This window comes from Variovorax sp. Root473, from assembly GCF_001426505.1.
In the GTDB taxonomy this organism is placed as follows: domain Bacteria; phylum Pseudomonadota; class Gammaproteobacteria; order Burkholderiales; family Burkholderiaceae_C; genus Variovorax.
On the sequence record NZ_LMEV01000014.1, the window covers coordinates 144,034 to 168,175 of the forward strand.

General features: G+C 68.1%; 21 protein-coding genes. 1 reads left to right on the plus strand and 20 read right to left on the minus strand.

Going from position 1 to position 24,142, the window contains the following annotated elements; genetic code table 11:
- Positions 1-6: 6 nt before the first annotated feature.
- The 11 genes from mraY to dksA all read right to left on the minus strand — a co-directional run bounded on the left by mraY (position 7) and on the right by dksA (position 12,560).
- Complete coding sequence (gene mraY / locus ASD34_RS08575; RefSeq protein WP_056575702.1) at positions 7-1,185, minus strand: phospho-N-acetylmuramoyl-pentapeptide-transferase; 1,179 nt, start codon at positions 1,183-1,185, stop codon at positions 7-9.
- Between the two features lie 15 nt (positions 1,186-1,200).
- The gene (locus tag ASD34_RS08580; RefSeq protein WP_056576190.1) at positions 1,201-2,640 is read right to left on the minus strand and encodes a UDP-N-acetylmuramoyl-tripeptide--D-alanyl-D-alanine ligase; all 1,440 of its coding nucleotides are present in this window, start codon (positions 2,638-2,640) and stop codon (positions 1,201-1,203) included.
- Positions 2,641-2,645: 5 nt separating this feature from the next.
- Positions 2,646-4,202 carry a UDP-N-acetylmuramoyl-L-alanyl-D-glutamate--2,6-diaminopimelate ligase gene (locus ASD34_RS08585; protein WP_056575705.1) on the minus strand — a complete coding sequence of 519 codons (1,557 nt, stop codon included), beginning with the start codon at positions 4,200-4,202 and terminating at the stop codon, positions 2,646-2,648.
- Between the two features lies 1 nt (position 4,203).
- On the minus strand, positions 4,204-5,958 hold the full coding sequence (locus ASD34_RS08590; protein ID WP_056575708.1) for a peptidoglycan D,D-transpeptidase FtsI family protein: 1,755 nt from the start codon (positions 5,956-5,958) through the stop codon (positions 4,204-4,206).
- Positions 5,955-6,299: a cell division protein FtsL gene (gene ftsL, locus ASD34_RS08595; protein ID WP_056575710.1), complete on the minus strand. Its 345-nt coding sequence runs from the start codon at positions 6,297-6,299 to the stop codon at positions 5,955-5,957. The genes ASD34_RS08590 and ftsL overlap by 4 nt, the downstream gene beginning before the upstream one ends.
- 3 nt (positions 6,300-6,302) lie before the next feature.
- Positions 6,303-7,226, minus strand: coding sequence for a 16S rRNA (cytosine(1402)-N(4))-methyltransferase RsmH (gene rsmH, locus ASD34_RS08600; protein WP_056575713.1), 924 nt, complete (start codon positions 7,224-7,226; stop codon positions 6,303-6,305).
- 8 nt (positions 7,227-7,234) lie between these two features.
- Positions 7,235-7,663, minus strand: coding sequence for a division/cell wall cluster transcriptional repressor MraZ (gene mraZ, locus ASD34_RS08605; RefSeq protein WP_056576192.1), 429 nt, complete (start codon positions 7,661-7,663; stop codon positions 7,235-7,237).
- 273 nt (positions 7,664-7,936) lie between these two features.
- On the minus strand, positions 7,937-9,265 hold the full coding sequence (gene hslU / locus ASD34_RS08610; RefSeq protein WP_056575717.1) for an ATP-dependent protease ATPase subunit HslU: 1,329 nt from the start codon (positions 9,263-9,265) through the stop codon (positions 7,937-7,939).
- A gap of 2 nt (positions 9,266-9,267) precedes the next feature.
- Entirely contained in the window at positions 9,268-9,813 is a 546-nt protein-coding gene (gene hslV / locus ASD34_RS08615) for an ATP-dependent protease subunit HslV (protein ID WP_026283873.1), read from the minus strand.
- A 104-nt stretch (positions 9,814-9,917) separates the two neighbouring features.
- Positions 9,918-11,558, minus strand: coding sequence for an STAS domain-containing protein (locus tag ASD34_RS08620; protein WP_056575719.1), 1,641 nt, complete (start codon positions 11,556-11,558; stop codon positions 9,918-9,920).
- Positions 11,559-11,606: 48 nt separating this feature from the next.
- A complete protein-coding gene (gene dksA, locus ASD34_RS08625) occupies positions 11,607-12,560 on the minus strand; it encodes an RNA polymerase-binding protein DksA (protein ID WP_235510021.1) in 954 nt (317 codons plus the stop codon).
- A 381-nt stretch (positions 12,561-12,941) separates the two neighbouring features.
- Here dksA and ASD34_RS08635 point away from each other — a divergent pair, with 381 nt between their 5' ends.
- A complete protein-coding gene (locus tag ASD34_RS08635) occupies positions 12,942-14,480 on the plus strand; it encodes a YdgA family protein (RefSeq protein ID WP_235510013.1) in 1,539 nt (512 codons plus the stop codon).
- 74 nt (positions 14,481-14,554) lie between these two features.
- Here ASD34_RS08635 and ASD34_RS08640 read toward each other — a convergent pair whose 3' ends face one another.
- The 9 genes from ASD34_RS08640 to ASD34_RS08680 form a co-directional block, all read right to left on the minus strand.
- Positions 14,555-15,616, minus strand: a complete 1,062-nt coding sequence (locus ASD34_RS08640) for a CobW family GTP-binding protein (protein ID WP_056575727.1) — start codon at positions 15,614-15,616, stop codon at positions 14,555-14,557.
- Positions 15,617-15,716: 100 nt separating this feature from the next.
- Positions 15,717-16,931 carry a class I SAM-dependent rRNA methyltransferase gene (locus tag ASD34_RS08645; protein WP_056575730.1) on the minus strand — a complete coding sequence of 405 codons (1,215 nt, stop codon included), beginning with the start codon at positions 16,929-16,931 and terminating at the stop codon, positions 15,717-15,719.
- Between the two features lie 59 nt (positions 16,932-16,990).
- Positions 16,991-17,911, minus strand: a complete 921-nt coding sequence (locus ASD34_RS08650; protein ID WP_056575733.1) for a tyrosine recombinase XerC — start codon at positions 17,909-17,911, stop codon at positions 16,991-16,993.
- 40 nt (positions 17,912-17,951) lie between these two features.
- Positions 17,952-18,605: a YdcF family protein gene (locus tag ASD34_RS08655; RefSeq protein WP_235510014.1), complete on the minus strand. Its 654-nt coding sequence runs from the start codon at positions 18,603-18,605 to the stop codon at positions 17,952-17,954.
- Positions 18,602-19,297, minus strand: a complete 696-nt coding sequence (locus tag ASD34_RS08660) for a DUF484 family protein (RefSeq protein WP_056575740.1) — start codon at positions 19,295-19,297, stop codon at positions 18,602-18,604. The genes ASD34_RS08655 and ASD34_RS08660 overlap by 4 nt, the downstream gene beginning before the upstream one ends.
- Positions 19,294-20,178 (minus strand): diaminopimelate epimerase, encoded by an 885-nt coding sequence (dapF, locus tag ASD34_RS08665; RefSeq protein ID WP_056575744.1) that lies wholly within the window; start codon positions 20,176-20,178, stop codon positions 19,294-19,296. The genes ASD34_RS08660 and dapF overlap by 4 nt, the downstream gene beginning before the upstream one ends.
- Positions 20,179-20,253: 75 nt before the next feature.
- Entirely contained in the window at positions 20,254-21,834 is a 1,581-nt protein-coding gene (locus tag ASD34_RS08670) for an MFS transporter (protein ID WP_056575747.1), read from the minus strand.
- A complete protein-coding gene (locus tag ASD34_RS08675; RefSeq protein ID WP_056576199.1) occupies positions 21,827-22,225 on the minus strand; it encodes a DoxX family protein in 399 nt (132 codons plus the stop codon). Before ASD34_RS08675 ends, ASD34_RS08670 begins: the two co-directional genes overlap by 8 nt.
- 8 nt (positions 22,226-22,233) lie before the next feature.
- Positions 22,234-24,126 (minus strand): amidohydrolase, encoded by a 1,893-nt coding sequence (locus tag ASD34_RS08680; protein WP_056576202.1) that lies wholly within the window; start codon positions 24,124-24,126, stop codon positions 22,234-22,236.
- Positions 24,127-24,142 lie beyond the last annotated feature (16 nt).

Consider the following 24,142-nt stretch of genomic DNA (forward strand, 5'->3'; position numbering starts at 1 on the left):
GTTCCGTTACCGCAGCTTCAGCGTCGACAGGCCGATGAGGCACAGCAGCATCGTGATGATCCAGAAGCGCACGACGACTTGCGTCTCGCGCCACCCGCTCTTCTCGAAGTGGTGGTGCAGCGGCGCCATCTTGAGCACGCGGCGGCCTTCGCCATAGCGCTTCTTCGTGTACTTGAAATACATCACCTGCGCCATCACCGAGATCGCCTCGACCACGAAGATGCCGCCCATGATGAAGAACACGATCTCCTGGCGCACGATGACGGCGATGGTGCCCAGCGCGCCGCCCAGCGCGAGCGCGCCCACGTCGCCCATGAAGACCTGCGCCGGATGGGTGTTGAACCAGAGGAACGCGAGCCCCGCGCCGGCCATGGCCGAGCAGAACACCAGCAGCTCGCCGGAGCCCGGGATGGAGGGGAACAGCAGGTACTTGGAAAACACCGCGCTGCCCGTGACATAGGCGAACACGCCCAGCGCCGAGCCCACCATCACGACCGGCATGATCGCCAGGCCATCGAGGCCGTCGGTCAGGTTGACGGCGTTGCTCGCACCCACGATCACGAGGTACGTGAGGATCACGAAGCCGATGCCGCCCAGCGGGTAGCTGACTTCCTTGAAAAACGGCACGAGCAGGTTGATCTTGGGCGGAAAGTCGAGGTCGAAGCCCGAGCGCACCCAGGCGAAGAACAGCTCGAGCACGCGCCAGTTGGAGCTCTCGGAAATACTGAACAGCAGGTAGAAGCCCGCGAGCAGGCCGACCACCGATTGCCAGAAATACTTCTCGCGCGAGCGCATGCCTTCGGGGTCCTTGCGCACCACCTTGCGCCAGTCGTCCACCCAGCCGATGGCGCCGAAGCCCATCGTGACCCACAGCACGATCCACACGAAGCGGTTCGACAGGTCGAACCACAGCAAGGTGGCCAACGCAATCGCGAACAGCACGAGCACGCCGCCCATGGTGGGCGTGCCGCTCTTGGTCAGGTGCGTTTCCATGCCGTAGCCGCGGATCGGCTGGCCGATCTTGAGCGCGGCCAGCCGGCGGATGACGTACGGGCCGGCGGCCAGGCCGACCACGAGCGCGGTCAGCGCGGCCATGAGCGCGCGGAACGTGAGGTAATTGAAAACGCGCAGGAACCCGAACTCGGGCGACAGCGTCTGCAACCATTGGGCCAGGGACATCAGCATGGTGTGTTGCGCGGCTCATGCGTCATGACCGGCCTCCTTTTGTTGTTGTGCCTCGATCGCCTGCACCACGCGTTCCATCTTCATGAAGCGCGAACCCTTGACCAGCACGCTGCCCAGCTGCGGCAGGCGGGCGAGCACGGCCGCGCGGAGCGTGTCGAAATCGTCGAAATGGCGTCCATCGACACCATCGTTGTTGTTGAAAGCCGTTGCCGCATGCACGGTCTCGCCGCCCAGCGTGTAGACGGCGTCGAGGCCGCGCTCGCGTGCCCAGGCGCCGACCTCGGCGTGGAATTCGGGCGAGCGGTCGCCGACCTCGCCCATTTCGCCGAGCACCAGCAGGCGCGGGGCGGGCAGGCCGGTGAGCACGTCGATGGCGGCAATCACGGAATCGGGGTTGGCGTTGTAGCTGTCGTCGACCAGCGTGAGCGCGTGCCCGCCGGGCAGCACGACCTCGCTGGCGCGCGAACGGCCCTTGACCGGCTCGAAGGCCGACAGGCCCGCGGCGATGGTGTCGAGCGACACGCCGGCCGCCAGCGCGCAGGCGGTGGCGGCGAGCGCGTTGCCCACGTTATGGCGGCCCGCGATGTGCAGGCGCGCATCGAAGGCACCCAGCGGCGTGCGCACGCGAACGCGCCAGGCGCCTTGCTGCCACTGCGCGCTGTCGAGCGAGATGTCGGCGTCGGCATGCTCGCCGAACGTGAGACAGCGGCGCGAGCCGGTCTGGCGTGCGATGTCGGTCCACAGCGAAGTGAACGTGTCGCCGTACGGGAACACGGCCGTGCCGTCGTCGGGCAGTTCGGCAAACACGGCGGCGTTCTCGATGGCGACCGCCTCGACGCTGGCCATGAACTCCTGGTGCTCGCGCTGCGCGTTGTTGACCAGCGCGATGGTCGGGCGCGACATGGCGGCCAGCCGCGCGATCTCGCCCGGGTGGTTCATGCCCAGTTCGAGCACCGCCAACTGGTGCTGCGCACGCAGTCGCAGCAGCGTGAGCGGCACGCCGATCTCGTTGTTGAAGTTGCCGGCCGTGGCCAGCGCGCGGTCGGCGCGGAAGGCGGCGAGCACGGCCGCGATCATCTGCGTGACCGTGGTCTTGCCGTTGCTGCCGGTGACGGCGATGAGCGGCAGGCTGAACTGTGCGCGCCACCCGGCGCTGAGCGCACCGAGCGCGACGAGCGAATCGGGCACCTCGAGGCCGGCAAGGCCCGCGGCTTCGAGGCCGCCGTGCGCGATGGCGGCCACGGCGCCCTGCTTCTTCGCGTCGGCCAGGAAGTCGTTCGCGTCGAAGCGTTCGCCCTTGAGCGCGACGAACAGGTCGCCGGCGGCCAGGGTACGGGTGTCGGTGTGGACGCGCGCAATGACGGTGGCGGGATCGCCCACGATGCGCGAACCCGGCACCCATTGCTGCGCCTGGGCCAGCGTGAGGTTGAGCGGCGTCGAGACGGGCGTGGTCATGGCGGTCATGCGGCACCCCGCTTCGCGAGCGCGTCGAGCGCGTGGGTCTTGTCGGAGAACGGCAGGCGCTGGCCTGCGATCTCCTGCCACTCTTCGTGGCCCTTGCCGGCGATCAGCACCACATCTTGCGGGGCCGCCTCGGCGATGGTTTCGGCAATGGCGCGTGCACGGTCGGCCTGCACGCGGGCCGCCTCGGCGCGCGTGAAGCCGCGCAATGCCTGGCTGATGATGGCGTCGGGGTTCTCGTTGCGCGGGTTGTCGCTGGTGACCACGACATGGTCGGCCTGCCGCTCGGCGACGGCGGCCATCAGGGGGCGCTTGATCGGGTCGCGGTTGCCGCCACAGCCGAACACGCACCACAGCGCGCCGCCGCGCTGTTTGGCGAGCGGACGCAGGCCGGCGAGGGCCTTGTCGAGGGCGTCGGGCGTGTGGGCGTAGTCGACCACGGCCAGCGGTGCGCCCTCGGTGGGCTGCACGCGGTCCATGCGGCCCGGCACGCTGCTGAGGTGGGCGCAGGCGGCCACGGCCTGCGCGAGCGTCAGGCCCAGCGCGCGCAGCGTGCCGAGCACGCCGAGCAGGTTGGCCACGTTGTACTGGCCGATGAGCCCGGTCGCGAGCCGTTCGGCCGGCGCCGTGCTGCCGTGCTCGGCCACGGTGAACTGCAGGCCCTGGGCGTCGTAGCCGATGTCGCGTGCCACGAGCCGCGCGGGCTTGCCGGCGGCCGAGACGGTCCAGACGTCGAGCGCGCCGATGCCGGCGTCGACGAGGTTGGCGCACAGGCTGGCGCCGCGCACGTCGTCGATGTTGATCACCGCGGCGCGCAGGCCGGGCCAGCGGAACAGCTCGGCCTTGGCCTGCCAGTAGGCGTCCATGCTGCCGTGGTAGTCGAGGTGGTCCTGCGTGAAGTTGGTGAACACGGCGACCGCGATGCGGCTGCCGTCGAGGCGGCGCTCGGCGATGCCGATCGACGAGGCCTCGATGGCGCAGGCGCCGAAGCCCTCGGTGACGAAGCCGCGCAGCGCGCGCTGCAGCATCACGGGGTCGGGCGTGGTCAGGCCGGTGTAGGTGAGGTCGGGCGGCACGCCGATACCCAGGGTACCCACCACGGCGCAGGGCGACGGGGCGCCGCGCTCGGTGGTGCCGTCCGGGCGCATGGCGCGCACGCCACCGGCCGCGCGCAGCGTGGACAGCGACTCGGCCAGCCACCACGCGGTGGAGGTCTTGCCGTTGGTGCCGGTCACGGCCAGCACGTCGAGCTGCGCCGAGGGGTTGTCGTAGAAGGCGGCGGCGATCGGGCCGGTGGCGGCCTTCAGGCCGGGGTAGCTCACGATGCGTTCATCGCCGTCGAAGCCGAACGCGTCCACGCCCTCGTGCTCGACGAGGCACGCCACGGCACCCTGCGCCAGCGCGGCCGCCACGTGCTGGCGGCCGTCGGTCGCGGCGCCGGGCCAGGCGATGAAGGCATCGCCCGGGCCGACCGCGCGGCTGTCGGCGTGCAGCACACCCTGCACGCGTTCTTTCAGCCAGAACGCGGCGGTGGTGGGGGAAGTCAATGTCAGCATGTCAGAAGCTCTCGGGGACGTCTTGCGTCAGCACGAGGGGTTTGACCGCCAGATCGGGCGCGACGTTCATCATGCGCAGTGTTTGCTGCACGACTTCGCTGAAGACCGGCGCCGCCGCGAGGCCGCCGAAATACTGGCCGTCGGTCGGTTCATCGATCATCACCGCGACGATGATGCGCGGCTTCTCGATGGGCGCCATGCCGGTGAACCACGCGCGGTACTTGTTGCTGGCGTAGCCCTTGCCGACCTGCTTGTGCGCCGTGCCCGACTTGCCGCCGACCGAGTAGCCCACCGTTTGCGCGCGCGTGCCGGTGCCGCCCGGGCCGGCGGCCATCTGCAGCATCTTGCGCACCGCGAGCGCATTGGACGGCGAGAACACGCGCACCCCGACGGGCGGCTCGGTGTTCTTCAGGATGGTGACCGGAATGATGGAACCATCGTGCGCAAACGAGGTGTACGAGTGCGCCATCTGGAACAGCGAGGCCGACAGGCCGTAGCCGTAGGCCATGGTGGCCTGCTCGACCGGCTTCCAGGTCTTCCATGGGCGCAGCCGGCCCGTCACGGCACCGGGAAACTGGATCTGCGGCTTCTGGCCGTAGCCGAGCGCGGTGTAGGTGTCCCACATCTCGTGGGGCGTCATCTTCTGGGCGATCTTGAGCGCGCCCACGTTGCTCGATTTCTGGATCACGCCCTCGACCGTCAGCGCCCCGTAGTTGTGGGTGTCGCTGATGGTGAAGCCGCCCAGCTGGTAGCGCCCGGGCGCGGTGTCGATGATGGTCGAGGGCTTCACGCGGCCGGCCTCCAGCGCCATCGCCACGGTGATGGGCTTCATGGTCGAGCCGGGCTCGAAGGTATCGGTGAGCGCGCGGTTGCGCAGCTGCTCGCCGGTGAGGTTCTGGCGCTTGTCGGGCACGTAGCTCGGATAGTTGGCCAGCGCCAGCACCTCGCCGGTGGTGCTGTCGAGCACGACGACGCTGCCGGCCTTGGCCTTGCGCGCCGTGACCGCGTCGCGCAGCTTCTGGTAGGCGAAGAACTGCACCTTGCTGTCGATGCTGAGCTGGATGTCGCGGCCCTCGACCGGCGGCACCTGTTCGCCCACCCCTTCCACCACGCGGCCCAGACGGTCCTTGATGACACGGCGCGAACCGGCCTTGCCGGCCAGTTCCTTGTTGAACGAGAGCTCGATGCCTTCCTGGCCGTTGTCTTCCACGTTGGTGAAGCCCACCACGTGCGCCGCCGCCTCGCCCTCGGGGTACTGGCGCTTGTATTCCTTGCGCTGGTAGATGCCCTTGAGGTTGAGCGCCGCGATCTGCTTGGCGATGGGCTCGTCGACCTGGCGCTTGATCCAGACGAAAGTCTTGTCTTCGTCTTCGAGCTTCTTGTCGAAGTCCTTCTGCGACATGCCGAGCAGCTTGGCAACCTGCTTGAGCTTGGCGCGCACCTCGGGGTCGTCGCGCTCCACGTCTTCAGGAATGGCCCAGATGCTGGGCGCCACCACGCTGGACGCCAGGATGAGCCCGTTGCGGTCGAGGATGCGGCCGCGGTTGGCCGGCAGCTCCAGCGTGCGCGCAAAGCGCACCTCGCCCTGGCGCTGGAAGAAGCTGTTGTTGAAGACCTGCACGTACGCGGCCCGTCCCGCCAGCATGAAGAAGCCGAAGGCGATGCCGGCGACGATGAACTTGCTGCGCCACACCGGCGTCTTGCTCGCGAGCAAGGGGCTGGTGGTGTAGCGCACGCTGCGGTTGCCGCGGCTCATCGGGCGGGCCTCGCAGTGGGGGCGCCGGGCTTGGGCGGCGTGGTGGGCGGCAGCGGTGCGATGGCCGGGATCACCGAGCCGTCGGGCCGCACGTACTGCGTGATGGCCGGCGAGGCCGTACGCATCTGCAGCTGTTCCTTGGCAAGCTTTTCCACACGCAGCGGCGTGGCCTGCGCGCGCTTTTCCACCTGCAGGCGATCATGCTCGGTTTCGAGCTTGCGCGCCTCCTGCTGTGCGCGATCGAACTCGGTGTAGAGCTGGCGCGACTGGTACTGGGTGTGCACAAGGTACAAAGCCGTCGCAATGACGGCCAGCAGAAGGAGCAGGTTGATCCGCGCCATGAGCTACCCGGCCTCCGTGCGTTCGGCCACCCGAAGGATGGCGCTGCGCGAGCGCGGATTGCCGCGCACCTCGTCCTCGGACGGCTTGATGCGCTCGAGCGCGTGCAGCTTCATCACCTTGGGTGCGGCGAAGGGCGCGCGGCGGTCGTAGACCTCCTTCGAATGCTTCGCGATGAACTGCTTGACGATGCGGTCTTCGAGCGAATGGAAGCTGATCACCGCGAGCCGGCCGCCGGGCGCGAGCACCGACAGGCTGGCTTCTAGCGCTTGTTGCAGCTCCTCAAGCTCGGCGTTGATGAAAATCCGAAAAGCCTGAAATGTGCGCGTTGCAGGGTTCTGGCCCTGCTCGCGGGTTTTGACCGTGCCAGCCACGAGCTCGGCCAGTTCGGTGGTGGTTGAAATTGCGCCCCGTTCTTGTCTGCGAGCAACAATCGCCTTTGCAATCTGAACAGCAAACCGTTCTTCGCCATAGTCACGGATCACCTCTGCAATTTGTTGAAGTTCGGCCGTTGCCAGCCACTCGGCCACGCTCTCGCCGCGCGTGGTGTCCATGCGCATGTCGAGCGGGCCGTCGAAACGAAAACTGAAGCCGCGCACCGGGTTGTCGATCTGCGGCGAACTCACGCCCAAGTCCATCAGCAGGCCGTTGACGCTGGCGTCGGGCAATTCGCCCAGCGAACGGAATCCCTGGTGGCGGATAGAAAAACGCGCATCCGAGATGCGCGCTGCTTCGGCCACTGCTTCTGCATCCTTGTCGAATGCGATGAGCCTGCCTTCTGGCGCCAGCCGCGCGAGGATGGCGCGCGCATGCCCTCCGCGCCCGAAGGTGGCGTCCACGTACGTGCCCGTGGCTGCCGCGCTGCCGGAAAGAAGGGCTTCCACCGCCTCGTTCAACAAGACGGTCGTGTGGGTCAGGGGGGTGTTCACGGGGCTCCTCAGAACGCGAAGTCCTGAAACACATCCGGCATCTCGCCCTGGGTGGCCTCGGCCTCCTTGGCCTCGTAGGTGGCCTTGTCCCAGAGTTCGAAGTGGTTGCCCATGCCCAGCAGCAGCGTCTCGCGGTTGATGCCGGTGGCCGCGCGCAGCTCGGGCGACACCAGCACGCGGCCGGTGCCGTCCATCTCGACGTCCATTGCGTTACCAAGGAAGACGCGCTTCCACCACTGCGCCGACATCGGCAGCGCAGCAATGCGTTCGCGGAATTTTTCCCATTCGGGACGGGGGAACACCATCAGGCATCCGTGCGGATGCTTGGTGATCGTGAGCTGGCCGCCCGCCGTGGCGCTCAGGACGTCGCGATGCCGGGTCGGCACGGAGAGCCGCCCCTTGGCATCCAGACTGAGCGATGAAGCGCCTTGAAACACGACCACGAAACCCCTGTGGTGGGAGGTGCCGCAACACCCGAAAGGGGCGTTGCCCGCACTTTTTCCCACTTAACTGCACTTTTTTCCACTGTAGCAGGAAACACTTGCGACGCAACTGGGGCCCGGGGGTATTTTTTGTAATGGAATCAACGACTTAGCGCCGATTTCCAAACTTGGAAATCGGCGAATTGTGTTGAAAATGAAGTACTTAGCTCACGCAGTGAAAGTGATGCGTGAAGGACGACCCCGTTACAGGGGCCGAGGGAGGCGGCTTCAGAGGATGAAGCGCGAAAGGTCTTCGTCGTGACTTAGTGCCGCAAGGCGCTCGTCGACATAAGCGGCATCGATACGGATCGTCTGGCCCTCGATGCGGGTGGCGTCGAAGCTTACCTCATCGAGCAGGCGCTCCATCACGGTCGAGAGACGGCGTGCGCCGATGTTCTCGGTGCGCTCGTTCACCTCGAAGGCGATGGCCGCCAGCCGCGTGATGCCGTCGGGCGCAAAGTCGAGCGTCACGCCTTCGGTGGCCAGCAGCGCCTGGTACTGCTTCACGAGCGACGCGCGGGTCTGCGTGAGGATGCTCTCGAAGTCCGACACCGAGAGCGATTGCAGCTCGACGCGGATCGGAAAACGACCCTGCAGCTCAGGGATCAGGTCGCTGGGCTTGCTCAGGTGAAACGCGCCGCTCGCGATGAACAGCATGTGGTCGGTGCGCACCACGCCGTACTTGGTCGACACGGCCGTGCCTTCCACGAGCGGCAGCAGGTCGCGCTGCACGCCCTGGCGCGAGACGTCGGAGCCCTGCGCTTCGCTGCGCGTGGCGACCTTGTCGATCTCGTCGATGAACACGATGCCGTTCTGCTCGGCGTTGGCAATCGCCTGCGTGCGGATCTCGTCCTCGTTGACCAGCTTGGCGGCCTCTTCGTCGATCAAAAGGCGCATCGCCTCGGCGATCTTGAGCTTGCGCGTCTTGCGCTTGCCGCCGCCGAGCTGGCCGAACATGCCGCGCAGTTGCTCGGTCATTTCCTCCATGCCGGCGGGGCCCATGATCTCGAGCGGCGCGCGGGTCTCGGCGAGGTCGAGTTCGATCTCCTTGTCGTCGAGCTGGTGCTCGCGCAGCTTCTTGCGGAAGGCCTGGCGCGTCGGGTTGGGGCTGTCGAGCGCGGGCGCAGCGCCATCGGCGCCGCGCGCCGGCGGCAGCAGCGCGTCGAGGATGCGCTCTTCGGCCGCGTCTTCGGCGCGCGCACGCACCTTCACACTTTCGGATTCGCGCGTCTGCTTGACGGCGATCTCGGCGAGGTCGCGAATGATCGAATCGACGTCCTTGCCCACGTAGCCCACCTCGGTGAACTTGGTGGCCTCGACCTTGATGAAGGGCGCATCGGCCAGGCGGGCCAGGCGGCGGGCGATTTCGGTCTTGCCGACGCCCGTCGGGCCGATCATGAGGATGTTCTTCGGTGTGATCTCGTGACGCAGCTTCTCGTCAACCTTCTGGCGGCGCCAGCGGTTGCGCAGTGCAATGGCCACGGCGCGCTTGGCGGCAGGCTGGCCGACGATGTGATTGTCGAGCTCGGAGACGATCTCCTGGGGGGTCATGGACATGGTCAGAGCGCTTCCACCGTGTGGTTCATGTTCGTGTAGATGCAGATTTCTCCGGCGATCGCCAGCGATTTGCGCACGATCTGCTCGGCCGTGAGGTCGGTGTTGTCGATCAGCGCCTTGGCCGCCGACTGGGCGTACGCGCCGCCCGAACCGATGGCGATCACGCCGTCTTCAGGCTCCAACACGTCGCCATTGCCGGTGATGATGAGCGAAGTCGTGGCGTCGGCCACGGCCAGCATGGCCTCGAGCTTGCGCAGCACACGGTCGGTGCGCCAGTCCTTGGTGAGCTCGACCGCCGCGCGGGTCAGGTGGCCCTGGTGCTTCTCGAGCTTGGCCTCGAAGCGCTCGAAGAGCGTGAAGGCATCGGCGGTGGCGCCGGCGAATCCCGCCAGGACCTTGCCGTGATAGAGCCGGCGCACCTTGCGCGCCGTGCCCTTGATGACGATGTTGCCGAGAGTGACCTGCCCGTCCCCGCCGATGGCGACCTGGTCGCCTTGGGGGGTCTTGCGGCGCACGCTCACGATGGTGGTGCCGTGAAACTGTTCCATCGCAGCCATCTGGGGATGGGCCCCGCCAATGCAACCCTTTCGGTCGGACAAACTGCTGGCGGAAAACACCACCGCGCAGGGGCCGAGGAACCCCTGTTACGGGCTCAGTTCTTGCGAACGGCGACCGTGGCGTGGTCCGTGATGCCGATCAGCCCGAACAGCGCGGCGATCAGCCGGTGGGCGTCGACGAACTGCACCCGCTCACCGTTCGCATCGCGCTCGCGGACCCAGCTCAGCAGCGTGCCAGCCGCCGTCAGGTCCATGCGCAGCAGGGCCGCGCACGAGATCACCGGCGCCGTCGTGTGGCGCAGTTCGTGGTCCAGGCGCTGCCAGCACGACAGCGAATCACCGCGCAGGTCGCCCGCCAGCGCGGCGAAGCCGCTGTCGGTGGACGGGAAGCTCTCGGAATCGCCCCCGACCGACAGCAGGGACCACACCGAGCTCGGCCGGCTCGCCGGCGGCGCGGCCAGCGAGGTGCACTCGCCCTTCGGGTCTTGCCAGGACGGCGGCGACACCTCGTAGGTGATGCAGTAGTTGAGCGCCACCAGCTCGAAGTCGTCGGGCAGGTGCATCATGCGCAGCGCCGCCAGGCGCAGCTGCCACCAGGCGTCGTCGGGATGGCGCTCGTTGTTGGGCGTGGCCGCGGCCAGCACGGCCATGAGTTGCGAGGCGCCGAAGAAGCGCAGCTGCACCGGCGAATCGGACCAGTGCGCGAACAGGATGCGCAGCGGCGCGGCGGCCGGCGGATCGATCTCGGTGAGCGCGCGCCAGTCGAGCGTCCAGACCATGCCGGCCCGCGAGAGCGCGCGCGTGAGCGCCATGAGCCCCTCGCGCGTCAGGTGCGCGGGGCTGGCCCAGTCGGCGGCACCGGTGGTGTCGGAGGCCGCCTCGGCGTCTTCGCTGGCGGTGACGGCCTTCACGCTGCGCGCGAGCTCGTCGAGCGAGACCCAGTCGGGCCCCATGCGTTTCATGCGCTGCGCATAGCGCATGCGGGCGGCCGCGAACTTGGCGGCGTCGCCGGTGGCGCGGTACAGGTCGAACAGCGCGCGCCAGCGGGCGTCGTCGCGCTCCAGCGTGGCGGCTGCGGTGGCGTCGTCGGCGGAGAACGCACTTTCGGCGGCCAGCGCCTGCAGCAGGATGGCTTCGGCGCCGGTGTCGTCGCCGTGCGCGAAGCGGATCACCGCTTCTTCGAGCGCGCCGTCGTGCGCGAGCCGGGACGGCTGCGGCGCGGGAGCGGCTGCCGCGGCAACAACCTGCGGCGCCGCGGCTGCAGGTACTGCAGCGGTCGGCAACGGGTCATCGCCATTGTCGACCGGCGGCAGCGTCTCAGCGCCCGCGTCGGGCGGCGGATTGACCAGCGTCTGGCCGTTCGGCCCGCGGCCCTTCCACCACTGCTGCGACATCTGCTCCTCGATCTCGTCGATCTTCTTGAGCGTGAGCGCGCGGCCTTCGGATTTTTCGGAGCTGCTGTTGAGGTTGAACGACGACGGCGTGACCGTCGCCTCGAAGGCATGGGCCGCCGCCTCGCGCTGGCGCAGCTTGCGCAGCATGTCGAACTCGCGGCGGCGCACGAAGTCGTTGCGCTGGCGCCGCTCGATCATTTCCTTCAGCATTTCGCGGCTGTAGGTTTGCTCGGGCAGCGACGAGTCGGAGGACGGGGCGTCCAGCTCCGACCAGTCTTTCAGGGGATTTCGAACGAACTTGGCCACCTTCGAAAAAAGGCGGCCTGACTCTTCCTTTGCCATTCAGAGAAGGTTATCGAAGGCGCGGATTTCGCTCTACCTTGCTGATGCTCAATCCCCGAACATTTTCTGCTTCAGCTCGCGGCGCTGCTGCGCTTCGAGCGAAAGCGTCGCGGTCGGGCGGGCCAGCAGGCGGCCGACGCCGATGGGCTCGCCGGTCTCGTCGCAATAGCCGTAGTCGCCCGCATCGATGCGCTGGATCGACTGCTCGATCTTCTTGAGCAGCTTGCGTTCGCGGTCGCGCGTGCGCAGTTCGAGCGCGTGCTCTTCCTCGATGGTGGCGCGGTCGGCCGGGTCGGGCACCACCACGGTGTCTTCGCGCAGGTGCTCGGTGGTTTCGCCGGCGTTTTCCAGGATGCCGCGCTTCAGTTCCACCAGCTTGAGGCGGAAGAACGCCATCTGCTTTTCGTTCATGTACTCGTCGTCGGGCATGGCAATGACTTCGGCATCGCTCAGCTCGGCGGCGGTCTTGGCCTTCCAGTTGTTGGCCAGCTTCGGGTCTTTCTTGACGGCCAGCGGCGGCGGCGGCACCAGCGCGGTGGAAGGCGCCTGCGAGAAGCTGGACTTGGCGGCGGTCGAGGCCACGGATTGGGGCATCGAGGGCACGGTGAGTTGCGACAGCCGGGACACGCGGCCACCACGCGCAGCGGGAGCGGGCGTAGCGGGGATCGAGGGTGTCGCCGGGGCGGAAGATGAGGCGGCAGCCGTTTTTTTCATGGGGGTCGGGGGAGCAGAAAGGGTGGCCGCAGGACGGCCGACCGGTTGGGATGGCGTGGGCGCCGTGCTCGCGGTCTTGGTTGCGGGCTTGGCGGACTTCTTGGCAGCAGCGGTCCCGGTCTTGGCCGGGGTTGCCGCTGGCTTTTTGACAGCGCTTTTCTCTTTCGCGGCAGAGGCGGCAGCAGCGGTGGCGGAAACCTTCTTCGTCGCGGGTACAGCCTTCACAGCCGGCGCCTTCTTTGCGGCGGACTTGGTGGCTGGCGTGGCCTTGGCGGCGGGTTTCTTCACGGTGACTGGCTCCTTGTACGAACTGGAACGCGCTTTCACTGGGTGTCTCCTCCCAAAGGAACCGTTGCGGATGTCAGGCCGCGCGGGCTCCACGTTGTCGGAGGCGTCCGCAGGTGGGTGAACCCCGGGGTTATACCCCCGAAAGCCCGCCAAAAACCCTTGGCGCCCCGTGCCGTCAGTCATATCTCGCCCCTGTGGGCGAAGCATGGCTCCCGGAACAGGCGCGCGATTGTATAGAGAACTCGAAACGCAGTGCCATCAGGTACCGCACTGCCCTGCTCCGGTAGCATCGCGCGGCGCCACCACAGGGGGTGGCGCAGGCACGCCGCGGGTCGGGGAGACACCGCGGCGTGCCTTCAAACAACCGATCGGAAAATAATCTTGAGCAAAAAAGCAGTATTGGGAGTCCTGGCCGCGGCCATCGCCGTCGCCTACGGCGGCAGCACCTGGTGGGCCGGCGCGCAAATCAAATCGAGCTACGACGTCGCCCTGGGCGAACTGCCCAAGCAGACCGCGCTGGTGCGCGTGATCGAGCGCAGCTACGAGCGCAACTTCTTCGGCGCCGTGAGCACCGTGACGCTCGAACTGGGTTGCCCGGCCGAGGCCGAAGCCGCCACAGCCCCTGCCGCGTCGGCACCCGCCGCCGCGCCGGCCGCCGCCACGACCGATGTCGCCGAGGCCGCGACCGAAGGCGACGATGAAGAACCCACCGAAGACGACAACGACGCCAAGGCCACGCCGCCCAAGCCCGTGCGCATCACCTTCCGCGACACCATCCATCACGGCCCGTTCGCCGGCGGCACGCTGGCGGCGGCCGTCATCGACAGCGAACTCGTGCTCGACGCGAAGGCGCAGGCCGAAGCCGAAAAGCTGTTCGGCAAGGCCAAGCCGCTGACCGCGCACACCAAGGTCGGTTTCGGCGGCGGCTTCACCACCGACCTCACGGTCGCGCCCGCCAAGCTGGCCGAAGAAGGCAAGGGCGAGTTCGCATGGCAGGGCGCGCAAGCCCGCCTGGACATGAACGCGGCCCGCACCCACGTGCGCTACGACATGACGATGCCCGGCCTGGACGTCAGCACCGCCTCCAAGGGCGTGCAGCTGAAGATGGGCAAGTTCACGGCCAAGGCCGACATGGACGGCAGTGCCGGCTGGATGCTGGCCACGGGCAAGACCGAAGGTCGCCTCGACAGCTTCGAACTGAATGCGCCCAAGGGCCTGGTTCCGGGTGCCGAGGGCGCCACCCCCGCCAAGGCGATCAAGGTGCTGCTGCAAAGCATCGACCTGACCGGCGAAGCCACCATCAAGGACGGCCTGTACGCCTCCGAAGGCGCCTTCAAGGGCAAAGGCAAGGTCAACGAGACCACCATCGACAAGTTCGAGATCGCCAGCAGCGCACGCCGCATCCAGGCGGCCGGCTACAAGAAGCTGGCCGACGCCTGGCTGCAGTCGACCGCCGGTGCCGGCTGCGGCCAGCGCAGCAAGGCCCAGAAGGACGCGATGCAGGCGCTGGTCGAACAGCTCGCGCCCGACCTCAAGGCCATGGCCAGGCATAGCCCTGAGGCGGGCATCGACCGGATGCTGGTCGAGGTCGGCGGCCAGAGCGCCGAGATCAGCTACTCGGTCGCCCTCGCCGGCGTGACCGACGAAGACATGCAGCTGCCCGGCAACGCGCTGGTGCTCAAGCGCGGCGTGCTCAAGGCCAACGCGCGCGTGCCGGTGAAGTGGATCGAGAAGCTGGCCGAGACCGGTGCCGGCAGCGGCCAGACGCCGCCGCCCGAAATGGTCGCGGGCCTGATCGAACAGGCCGAGGAGAACGGCTACGTGAAGCGCGCGGGCGACGACGTGGTCAGCCAGGTCGAGTTCAGCGAAGGCCAGCTCAAGCTCATCGGCAAGCCGGTGGGGTCGCCGCTCGGCAAGTAACCGCCTCCCGCCCATGAAAAACGGCGCTGACCGCGAGGCCAGCGCCGTTTTTTTATTCGGTCAGGCGAGCGTGCTCAGACCAGGCACTGCTCCAGGCCCTGCTCCAGGATCTCGCGCGGCAGCTCGATGCCGATGAACACCATGCGGCTCTGGCGCTCTTCGTCCTTGCCCCACTCCGGGCCCAGGTCGCTGCCCATGAGTTGGTGCACGCCCTGGAAGATCACCTTGCGCTCGGTGCCCTTCATGTTCAGCACGCCCTTGTAGCGCAGCATGCGCGGGCCGTAGATGTTCACGATGGCGCCCAGGAAGTCCTCGAGCTTGGCCGGGTCGAAAGGCCGGTCGGCCTTGTAGACGAAGCTCTTCACGTCGTCATCGGTGTGATGGTGATGCCCGTGGCCTTCGTGCTTGTGCGAGGGGTGGTCGCAGTGCTCGCCATGCGCGTGGTCATGACCATCGTGGTCGTGATGGTCGTGGTCGTCTTCCTTCAGGAAGTCCGGGTCGATGTCCAGCTTGGCGTTCAGGTTGAAACCGCGCAGGTCGAAGATGTCCTTCAGCGGTACGTCGCCGAAGTGCGCCTTCTGCTGGGGCGCGCGCGGGTTCATGTGCTTCAGGCGATGGATGAGCGCATCGGTCTCTTCGGCCGACACCAGTTCGCTCTTGCTGATGAAGATCTGGTCGGCAAAGCCCACCTGGCGGCGTGCTTCCTGGCGGTCGTTGAGCTGCTGCGGCGCGTGCTTGGCATCGACCAGCGTGAGGATCGAGTCGAGCAGGTAGCTCTCGGCGATCTCGTCGTCCATGAAGAAGGTCTGCGCCACCGGGCCGGGGTCGGCCAGGCCGGTGGTCTCGATCACCACGCGGTCGAAATCGAGCAGGCCCTGGCGCTTCTTGGCGGCCAGCAGCTGCAGCGCCTCGCGCAGGTCTTCGCGGATCGTGCAGCAGACGCAGCCGTTGCTCATCTGAACGATCTGCTCCTTCGACTCGGTCACGAGGATGTCGCTGTCGATGTTCTCCTCGCCGAACTCGTTCTCGATGACCGCGATCTTCTGGCCATGGGCCTCGGTCAGGATGCGCTTGAGCAGCGTGGTTTTGCCCGAGCCGAGAAAGCCGGTCAGGATGGTCGCGGGAATGAGGGCCATGGAAAAGTGCTCCGAAAGCGGAAAACAGAAAAGGCGGGGGATTGGCGGGCAGTTTAGCCAATGCCACTGAGTTGCGTTGCCGATGGGGTCAAGCCCCCGTTCACAGCAGCTTTCTCACCACCACCAGCCCCTTCAGGTACTCCCCTTCCGGGAACTCGATGGTCATCGGGTGGTCGGGCGCGGCGCCCAGGCGTTCGGCGATGTAACCGTCCACGCCGGCGTCCAGCCCGGCCGAGGCCACGATCTTGTGGAACAGGTCGGCGCTGATGCCGCCCGAGCATGAAAACGTCAGCAGCACGCCGCCCGGCTCCAGCAGCTTGAGCGCCAGGCGGTTGATGTCCTTGTAGGCACGCGCCGCGCGCTCGGCGTGCGCCACCGTGGGCGCGAACTTCGGCGGGTCAAGCACGATGGCGTCGAAGGTGCGGCCCTGGTCGATGAACTCGCGCAGCACGGTGTTCACGTTGGCATCGAGAAACTCGGCCGCGATGCCCTGCCCCTCGAAGCCGTTCAGCGCCAGGTGTGCGCGGGCCCGGTCGAGTGCGGGCTTCGACGAATCGACCGACACCAGCGAGGCCCCGTCGAGCGCGCCGGCCGCCTTCAGGCCCGCGAGCGCCGCCACGGTGAAGCCGCCCGTGTAGCAAAAGCAATTGAGCACGCGCCGAAAGCGCCGGTGCTGCGCCAACTCGGCAAAACGCTGGCGACTGTCGCGCTGGTCGAGGTAGAAGCCGGTCTTGTGGCCGGTGGCAATGTCGAGCGAGAGCTTCCAGCCGTGCTCGCGGATGGTGATCTGGGTCTCGCCCTCGCCGCGCAGCCAGCCCGTGACGGGCTTGAGGCCTTCGCGTTCGCGGCCGCTGGCGTCGGAGCGTTCATAGAGCTTGGTGAGGCCCGTGGCCTCGAGCAGCGCATCGGCCAGCACGTCCTTCCAGCGCTCCACGCCCGCCGACAGAAACTGCGCCACCAGCGTGTCGCCGTAGCGGTCGACGATCAGCCCCGGCAGGCCGTCGGCCTCGCCGTGCACCAGCCGCACGCCGTCGCTCTGCAGGTCGAACAGGCCGCGGGCGTTCACCGCGCGCGTGCAGACCGTGGAAAAAAAAGCAGCGTCGATGCGCTGCTTCTCATCAAAGCTCCAGGCACGGGCCCGGATCTTCGACGTGGGGCCGAAAGCCGCCCACGCGAGAAAGTGGCCGTCGTGCGACTCCACACGCACCGTTTCCCCCGAGTCCGCGCCGCCGCGCGCAATGGCGGATTCGAAGACCCAGGGATGGCGGCGTTGGAGCGAGCGCTCCTTGCCCGGCTTGAGGCGAAGGGTTTTCATGGCGAAACGGATGAATGAAAGAGGAAATAAAAGTCGAAAAGAAAAGCTGCGGACGGTGGCTACTTGCCGTCCTTGTCGGGCCGGGCCTTGGCACGCGGATGCGCCGCGTCATAGACCTTGGCCAGGTGCTGGAAATCCAGCCGCGTGTAGACCTGCGTGGTCGCGATGTTGGCATGGCCCAGCAGCTCCTGCACCGCGCGCAGGTCGCTGCTCGACTGCAGCACGTGGCTCGCGAACGAGTGGCGCAGCATGTGCGGGTGCACCGGCGCGGCCAGGCCCGCCTTCAGGCTGCGCTCGCGCAGCAGCTTCCACACCGCGTGTGACGACATGCGCGCGCCGCGTGCACTGACGAACAGTGCCGGCTCCTGGCGCTCGCCGCGCACCGCGAGCCAGTCGCGCAGCGCTTCGGCCGCCTTGCTGCCCACGGGCACGCTGCGCCGCTTGCTGCCCTTGCCGAGCACATGGGCTTCCATGGCGTCGAGATCGACCCAGCCGCGCGCCGTGCCGCTCGCCTGCGCGTCGAGCCCCGTGAGCTCGCTCACGCGCAGGCCGCAGCCATAAAGCATTTCGACGATGGCGCCGTCGCGCGCTTCGGTCCAGGGGTCGGCCTCGGGGTCGTACAGCTCGGCCAAACGCACCGCGTCGTCCACGCCCAGCGCCTTCGGCAGCGGCCGGCCCGCCTTGGGCGCGTGCACGTCCTGCACCGGGTTGAAGCCGATCAGCCCTTCATGGCCGAGCCAGCGGTAGAAGCTGCGCCAGCACGACAGCACCAGCGCAATGCCGCGCGGCTCGCGCCCGGCGCTGTGCAGCTGCGCCATCCAGCGGCGAATGTGCGCCGTCTGCACGCGGTCCAGCGGCAGGTTGGCCTCGGCCGCGTGGTCGGTCAGCGCGCGCAGGTGGAAGGCATACAACTCGACCGTGCGCGGCGCGAGCCGACGCTCCACGCGCACGTGTTCGAGGTATTTGTCGATCCATTCCATGGTGTCGTCGTGCTCGGTGCGCCGCCGGGGGCCGCGCTAGCTAGAACAGATAACCGAGCGATGCATTGTTCACGATGGCCGCCGGCTCGCGCAATGCGCCCTTGAACAGCATGCCCCAGCGGCGCCAGCACGAGGTGGGCGCGGCGGCGTACTGCACGTCGAAGGCCTGGTCGAAGCCGCTGGCACGCACCAGTCGCTCGATGCGCCACAGGTGGTACGGCTCCGACACGATGATCACGCTGCGCACGCCGTTCGCTTCCAGCAGCGTGCGCGACAGCGACAGGTTGGCGCGCGTGGACGACGACACCGACTCCAGCACCATCGGCCCCGTGTAGCCCTCGGCCGTGGCGTGGTCGCGCATCACCTCGGCTTCGATGCGGCCGTCTTCGACATCGACACCGCCCGAGAACACCAGCGTCTGCACGCGGCCGGCGCGTGCCAGCACGATGCCCTGGTCGACCCGGCCCGTGAGGCAGGGGTTCGGCTTGCCGTCGAGGTAGGCGCGGTTGCCCAGCACCAGCGCCACGTCGGCCGCGCGCGGCAGCGGGCCGGCCAGTGCAGCTTCGGCACGCTGCCAGATCACGCCCGCGATGGCGACATACGTCAGCACCCCGGCCAGCACGACCATGCACAGGCCGGCCAGCCAGGGCCGGCGGCGCCACCCGCGTGTCGCGGGACGGCGGGAACGGTTCAAGGGCGCAGCCGCGACAGCGCGCCCGACGAGAGCTCGGCGATGCGCTCGAGAAAGTCCGTGCCCATTTCGGCGTTGAAGCGCTGCGCGTCCGGCGACGCCAGCACCAGCAGGCCGAAGGCCGGCGATTCGGCGTCGGCGCGCAGCGGAATCAGCGCGATCGATGAGGCGCCCTGCGGCTCGGGCAGCCAGTTGGCCGCCTCGAAACCCGAGTTGAGCCCGCAGTACGGCGACGTGAGCGAGGTGGCCAGCGCCTTCACGTCGTCGCTCACCCACTGGGCATAGGCTTCGTTCAGGTACTCGGTGCCGCAGTCCCACACCTTGATGGCCGTCTGCGGCACCAGGAACAGCGACTGCAGGTCGACCGCGATGCGGTACGGCAGGCTGCGCGGATCGCGCGTGGTCAGGAGGCCCTTGGTCCAGCGCTGCAGGCGGTCGGCGATGACGACGTTTTCGGTGCCATGGCGCACCATGTCCATCAGGCGGTGCTCCAGCGCCTTGATCTTCTCGCGCAGCATCTCGGCCTGGCGCTCCTGCAGGCTCACGGCGCGGTTGCCGTGCGGGCTGGTGAGCTGCACCTGCGCCAGCAGCTGGGCGTGGCGCTCGAAGAAGTCGGGCGTGTTCGACAGGTAGTTCGCGATGTCGTCTTCGGTGATCGGGTTCATGGCGTTGTTGTCGTGGGTGAATGGGGTCATGGCTGTTCCGAAATGTCGGGCACGTCGATCTCGCCCTCGAACACCGTCGTGGCCGGTCCTGTCATGAGCACCGGCCGGCCGTCGCCCTGCCACTCGATCGTGAGAATGCCGCCGTGCGTCTGCACGTCGACGCGGGAATCCAGCAGCCCCAGGCGGATGCCCGCCACCACCGCCGCGCAGGCGCCCGTGCCGCAGGCCAGCGTTTCGCCGGCACCGCGCTCGAACACCCGCAGCTTGATGTTCGTGCGGTCGACCACCTGCATGAAGCCTGCGTTCACGCGCTGCGGAAAGCGCGGGTGGTGCTCGATCTGGGGGCCCTGCTCGGCCACCGGCGCGGTGTCGACGTTGTCGACCACCTGCACCGCGTGTGGGTTGCCCATCGACAGCACCGCTACCGAAACGATAGCGCTGCCGGCGCGGGTGCCCAGGGCGAGGTGCCACTTTTCCCAAGAACCGTCGGGCTGGGCATCGAGCCCGGCGGTGTCGAAGGGCACGCGCGCGGCCTCGAAGACCGGGGCGCCCATGTCCACCGTCACCCGGCCGTCGGCGCCCATGCGCGGCTCGATCACGCCGGCCAGCGTCTGCACGCGCACGTCTTTCTTGTCGGTCAGACCGTGCTCGCTCACGAAGCGCATGAAACAGCGCGCCCCGTTGCCGCACTGCTCCACCTCGCCGCCGTCGGCGTTGTGGATCACGTACTGGAAATCGATGCCTTCGCCCGGCGATGGGCGCACGGTGAGGATCTGGTCGGCGCCAACGCCGAAATGGCGGTCGGCCAGGAAGCGGTACTGCGCGGCCGTGAGGCCCAGCGTGCCGCGCGTTTCGTCGAGCACGACGAAATCGTTGCCGGCTCCCTGCATCTTGGTAAAGCGGATTCGCATCGCAGGATTATCGCCACGGGGCATCGCCCCTGGCGACCGAGGGCCCATGCCCCGCCCCAACACCCCGCTCCTATCCTAAAGCGCCAGGAAGTGGTGCACCTCGGGCTTGCCCGGGCCGATGTGAAAGCGCAGCGCCTCGGCCTGCAGGTCGGCATCGGCGTGCGACACGCGGTGGTGCTGGCGCAGGTGCTCGGCCCACGACTCCACGAGGAACCACTCCATCACGCGCTCGGCGTCGGCCGTGTGCTCCTGCACGCCCCAGGCGTAGGCGCCGTCGCGGCGGCGCTCGAGCGAGAGCTTCTTCATCGCCGCCAGGAACGCCGGGCGGTCTTCCTTGCGGATGCGGTACTCGACCTGGATCATCACGGGCCCGCGGTCGTGCGCCACCGGTTCGGCCAGCAGCGGTTCGGGCCAGTGGTTCGAAGCCTGCAGGTCGGCCTCGCCGGCGGGCAGCCGCACGCGATGGAACACCATGCCCATCACCACCAGCCCCGCCGCGCCCGCCACCAGCGTGGCCGGCACGCCGATCTGTTGCGCGATCAGGCCCCAACCCAGGCTGCCGGCCGCCATGGCGCCGTTGAACACCGTGAGGTACACGGCCAGCCCGCGCCCGCGCACCCAGTTCGGCAGGATCGACTGCGCCACCCCGTTGAGCGTGGTCAGCGCAATGATCCAGCCCAGGCCCAGCACCAGCAACATCAGCACCGCGAGCCATTGCGGCGGCGCGAACACCAGGCCGCCCATCACCGCAGCCGTGAGCAGCGACGCGAGCAGCAGCATGCCGTCGGCATCGAGCCGGGCGCGCAGCCGCGGCATCACCAGCGCGCCGCCGATGGCGCCCGCGCCCACCGCGCCGAGCAGGATGCCGTAGAAGCTCGCGGTGCCGCCGAGCATCTGGCGCGCCACCAGCGGCAGCAGCGCCCATACCGAGCTGGCGAACACAAAGAACACCGCCGCGCGCAGCAACACCACATGCAGTTCCTTGCTGGCCCGCGTGTAGCGGATGCCCGCGCGGAAGGCGCCGAAGAAGTTCTCGGACAGCCCGCTGTCCACCGCCGCCGGGCGCTTCCACCACAAGAGCGCTGCGATCACGAACACGTAGCTCAGCACGTCCAGCCCGTAGGTGGCGGCCGCGCCGAAGCTCGCCAGAATCAGCCCGCCCGCCGCCGGCCCGATGGAGCGCGCGATGTTGATGCCCAGCGAGTTCAGCGCCACGGCGCCCTTGAGCTCGCTGCGCGGCACCAGCTCCGGCACGATCGACTGCCAGGTCGGCCCCATGAGCGCCGCGCCGATGCCGCCCACGAAGGTCAGTGCAATCAGGTATTCGACCGTGAGCGCGCCCGTGTGCGACAGCACCAGCAGCGTGCCGCTCACGGCGGCCAGCAGCACCTGCACGAAGATCAGGAAGCGCCGGCGGTCGAGGATGTCCGACAGCACGCCCGCCGGAATCGCCAGCAGGAAGATCGGCAGCGTCGCCGCCGTCTGGATCAGCGCCACCGCCGTCGGGCTGGCCGACAGGTCGGTCACCAGCCACGAACTGGCCACGTCGCGCATGAAGCTGCCGATGTTGCCCAGCACCGTGGCGGCCCACAGCACGGCGAAGACCGGCTGGCGCAGCGGCGCGAAGGCGCCGGCAGACTTTTGAGGCTCAGTCATCGTGGCGCTCCTTGAGATCGAGCCAGGCAACCAGCACGAAGCCGCCGACCAGGCCCAGGTGTTCGAAGAAGGAGTTGGCGGCCATGAAGCGCTCGTGCCCCATCGGCATTTCCCAGAAGCGCAGCGCGACGAAAGTCGCCATCAGCGTGAAGGCGCCCAGCGCGAGCGCGCCGAGCCAGCGCCAGAAGCCGGTGAGGATGAGCGCCGCGGCGCCCAGTTCCAGCACGATCACCGCCACGGCCAGCGGACCGGCCGGCGACAGGCCGAAGTGGTTCATCTCGCCGATGGCGGCGTCGAAATCCATCGCCTTGTTCAGGCCGCCCTGCAGGTAGGCCGCGCACAGCAGCAGCAAGGCGATCCAGCGCACAGCGGGCGAAAGAGTCCAGTGCATCGCCTTCATCACACCGCCCAGCAGGCGCAACCCAGCGCGCCCCAGAAGCTCTTCAGGTCGGCGATGGGCAGCTTGCTGCTCCAGGCCGTGGCGTGCTGGTGGCCGTGCACGTTGCAGTCGTTGGCGCAGGCGCACGACATGGCCGCGTTGCGCATCACCTTCTGCAGCGGCGCGCCTTCCTGCTTGTCGGCCCAGCCCGCATAGCCGCCGAAGGTGCGCGCGGGCGACCAGTCGGGCATGGCGGGCGGCAGGCTGCCTTCGTCGTGCGCGGCGAACGGGCCGGCGCCGTAGACCACCTTGCCGCCCACCATCGTGAGCAACGCCGTGGTGTCGGCAATCTCCGATTCGGCGCAGGCGAAGAAATCGCGGTCGGGCACCACCAGGTCGGCCAGCTGGCCTTCCTGGATGCGGCCCTTCTTGCCCTCCTCGTTCGAGAACCAGGTGACGTTCTCGGTCCACATGCGCAGCGCGGCCTCGCGGTCCAGGCAGTTGCGCTGCGGGTACAGCTGCATGCCGCCCACCGTCTTGCCGGTGACCAGCCACGACAGCGACACCCACGGGTTGTACGAGGCCACGCGCGTCGCGTCGGTGCCGGCCGAGACCTTCAGGCCGCGCTCCAGCATGCGCTTGACCGGCGGTGTCGCCTCGGCCGCGCCGGGGCCGTAGCGCTCGACGAAATACTCGCCCTGGTAGGCCATGCGGTGCTGCACCGCCACGCCGCCGCCCAGTGCGGCGATGCGGTCCATCGACTTCTCGGAGATCGTCTCGGCATGGTCGAAGAACCAGTTCAGGCCCGCGAGCGGCGTGTCCTTGTTGACCTTCTCGAACACGTCGAGCGATCGGCTGATGGTCTCGTCGTAGGTCGCATGCATGCGCCAGGGCCAGCGGTTCTGCGCCAGGATGCGCACCACGCCTTCGAGGTCGCCTTCCATCTCGGGGCCCATCTCGGGGCGCGGCTGGCGGAAGTCTTCGAAGTCAGCCGCCGAGAACACCAGCATCTCGCCCGCGCCGTTGTGGCGGAAGTAGTCGTCGCCCTGTTTGTAGGTGGAGTTGGCCGTCCAGTTCAGGAAGTCGTCCTTCTCGGCCTTGGGCTTCTGCGTGAAGAGGTTGTAGGCCAGGCGGATCGTGAGCTGCCCGTCGTCGTGCAGCTTCTGGATCACCTCGTAGTCGTCGGGGTAGTTCTGGTTGCCGCCGCCCGCGTCGATGGCGCCGGTCACGCCCAGGCGGTTCAGCTCGCGCATGAAGTGGCGCGTGGAGTTGAGCTGGTAGTCGAACGGCAGCTTCGGCCCCTTGCCCAGCGTGGCGTAGAGGATGGCCGCGTTCGGCTTGGCCAGCAGCAGGCCCGTGGGGTTGCCGGCGCTGTCGCGCACGATCTCGCCGCCGGGCGGCGCGGGCGTGTCCTTGGTGTAGCCCACGGCGCGCAGCGCGGCGCCGTTGAGCAGCGCGCGGTCGTACAGATGCAGGATGAACACCGGCGTGTCGGGCGCCACCGCGTTCAGTTCGGCCAGGGTCGGCAGGCGCTTCTCGACAAACTGGTGCTCGGTGAAGCCGCCCACCACGCGCACCCACTGCGGCGCGGGCGTGATCGCCACCTGGCGCCGGAGCATGCCCATCGCATCGGCCAGGCTCCTCACGCCGTCCCAGCGCAGCTCCATGTTGTAGTTCAGGCCGCCGCGAATGATGTGCAGGTGGTTGTCGATGAGGCCCGGCAGCACGCGCTGGCCTTGCAGGTCGATCACACGGGTGTGGCTGCCGGCCAGCGGCAGCACGTCTTCGGCGCGGCCCACGCGGGTGAAGCGGCCATTCTTGATGGCCACCGCGTCGGCCGTGGGGTTGGCACGGTCCAGCGTGGTGAAGCGGCCGTTGCGCAGGATGAGGTCGGGGGTCTGGGTGGTGGCCATGGTGGATGCGGGTGCG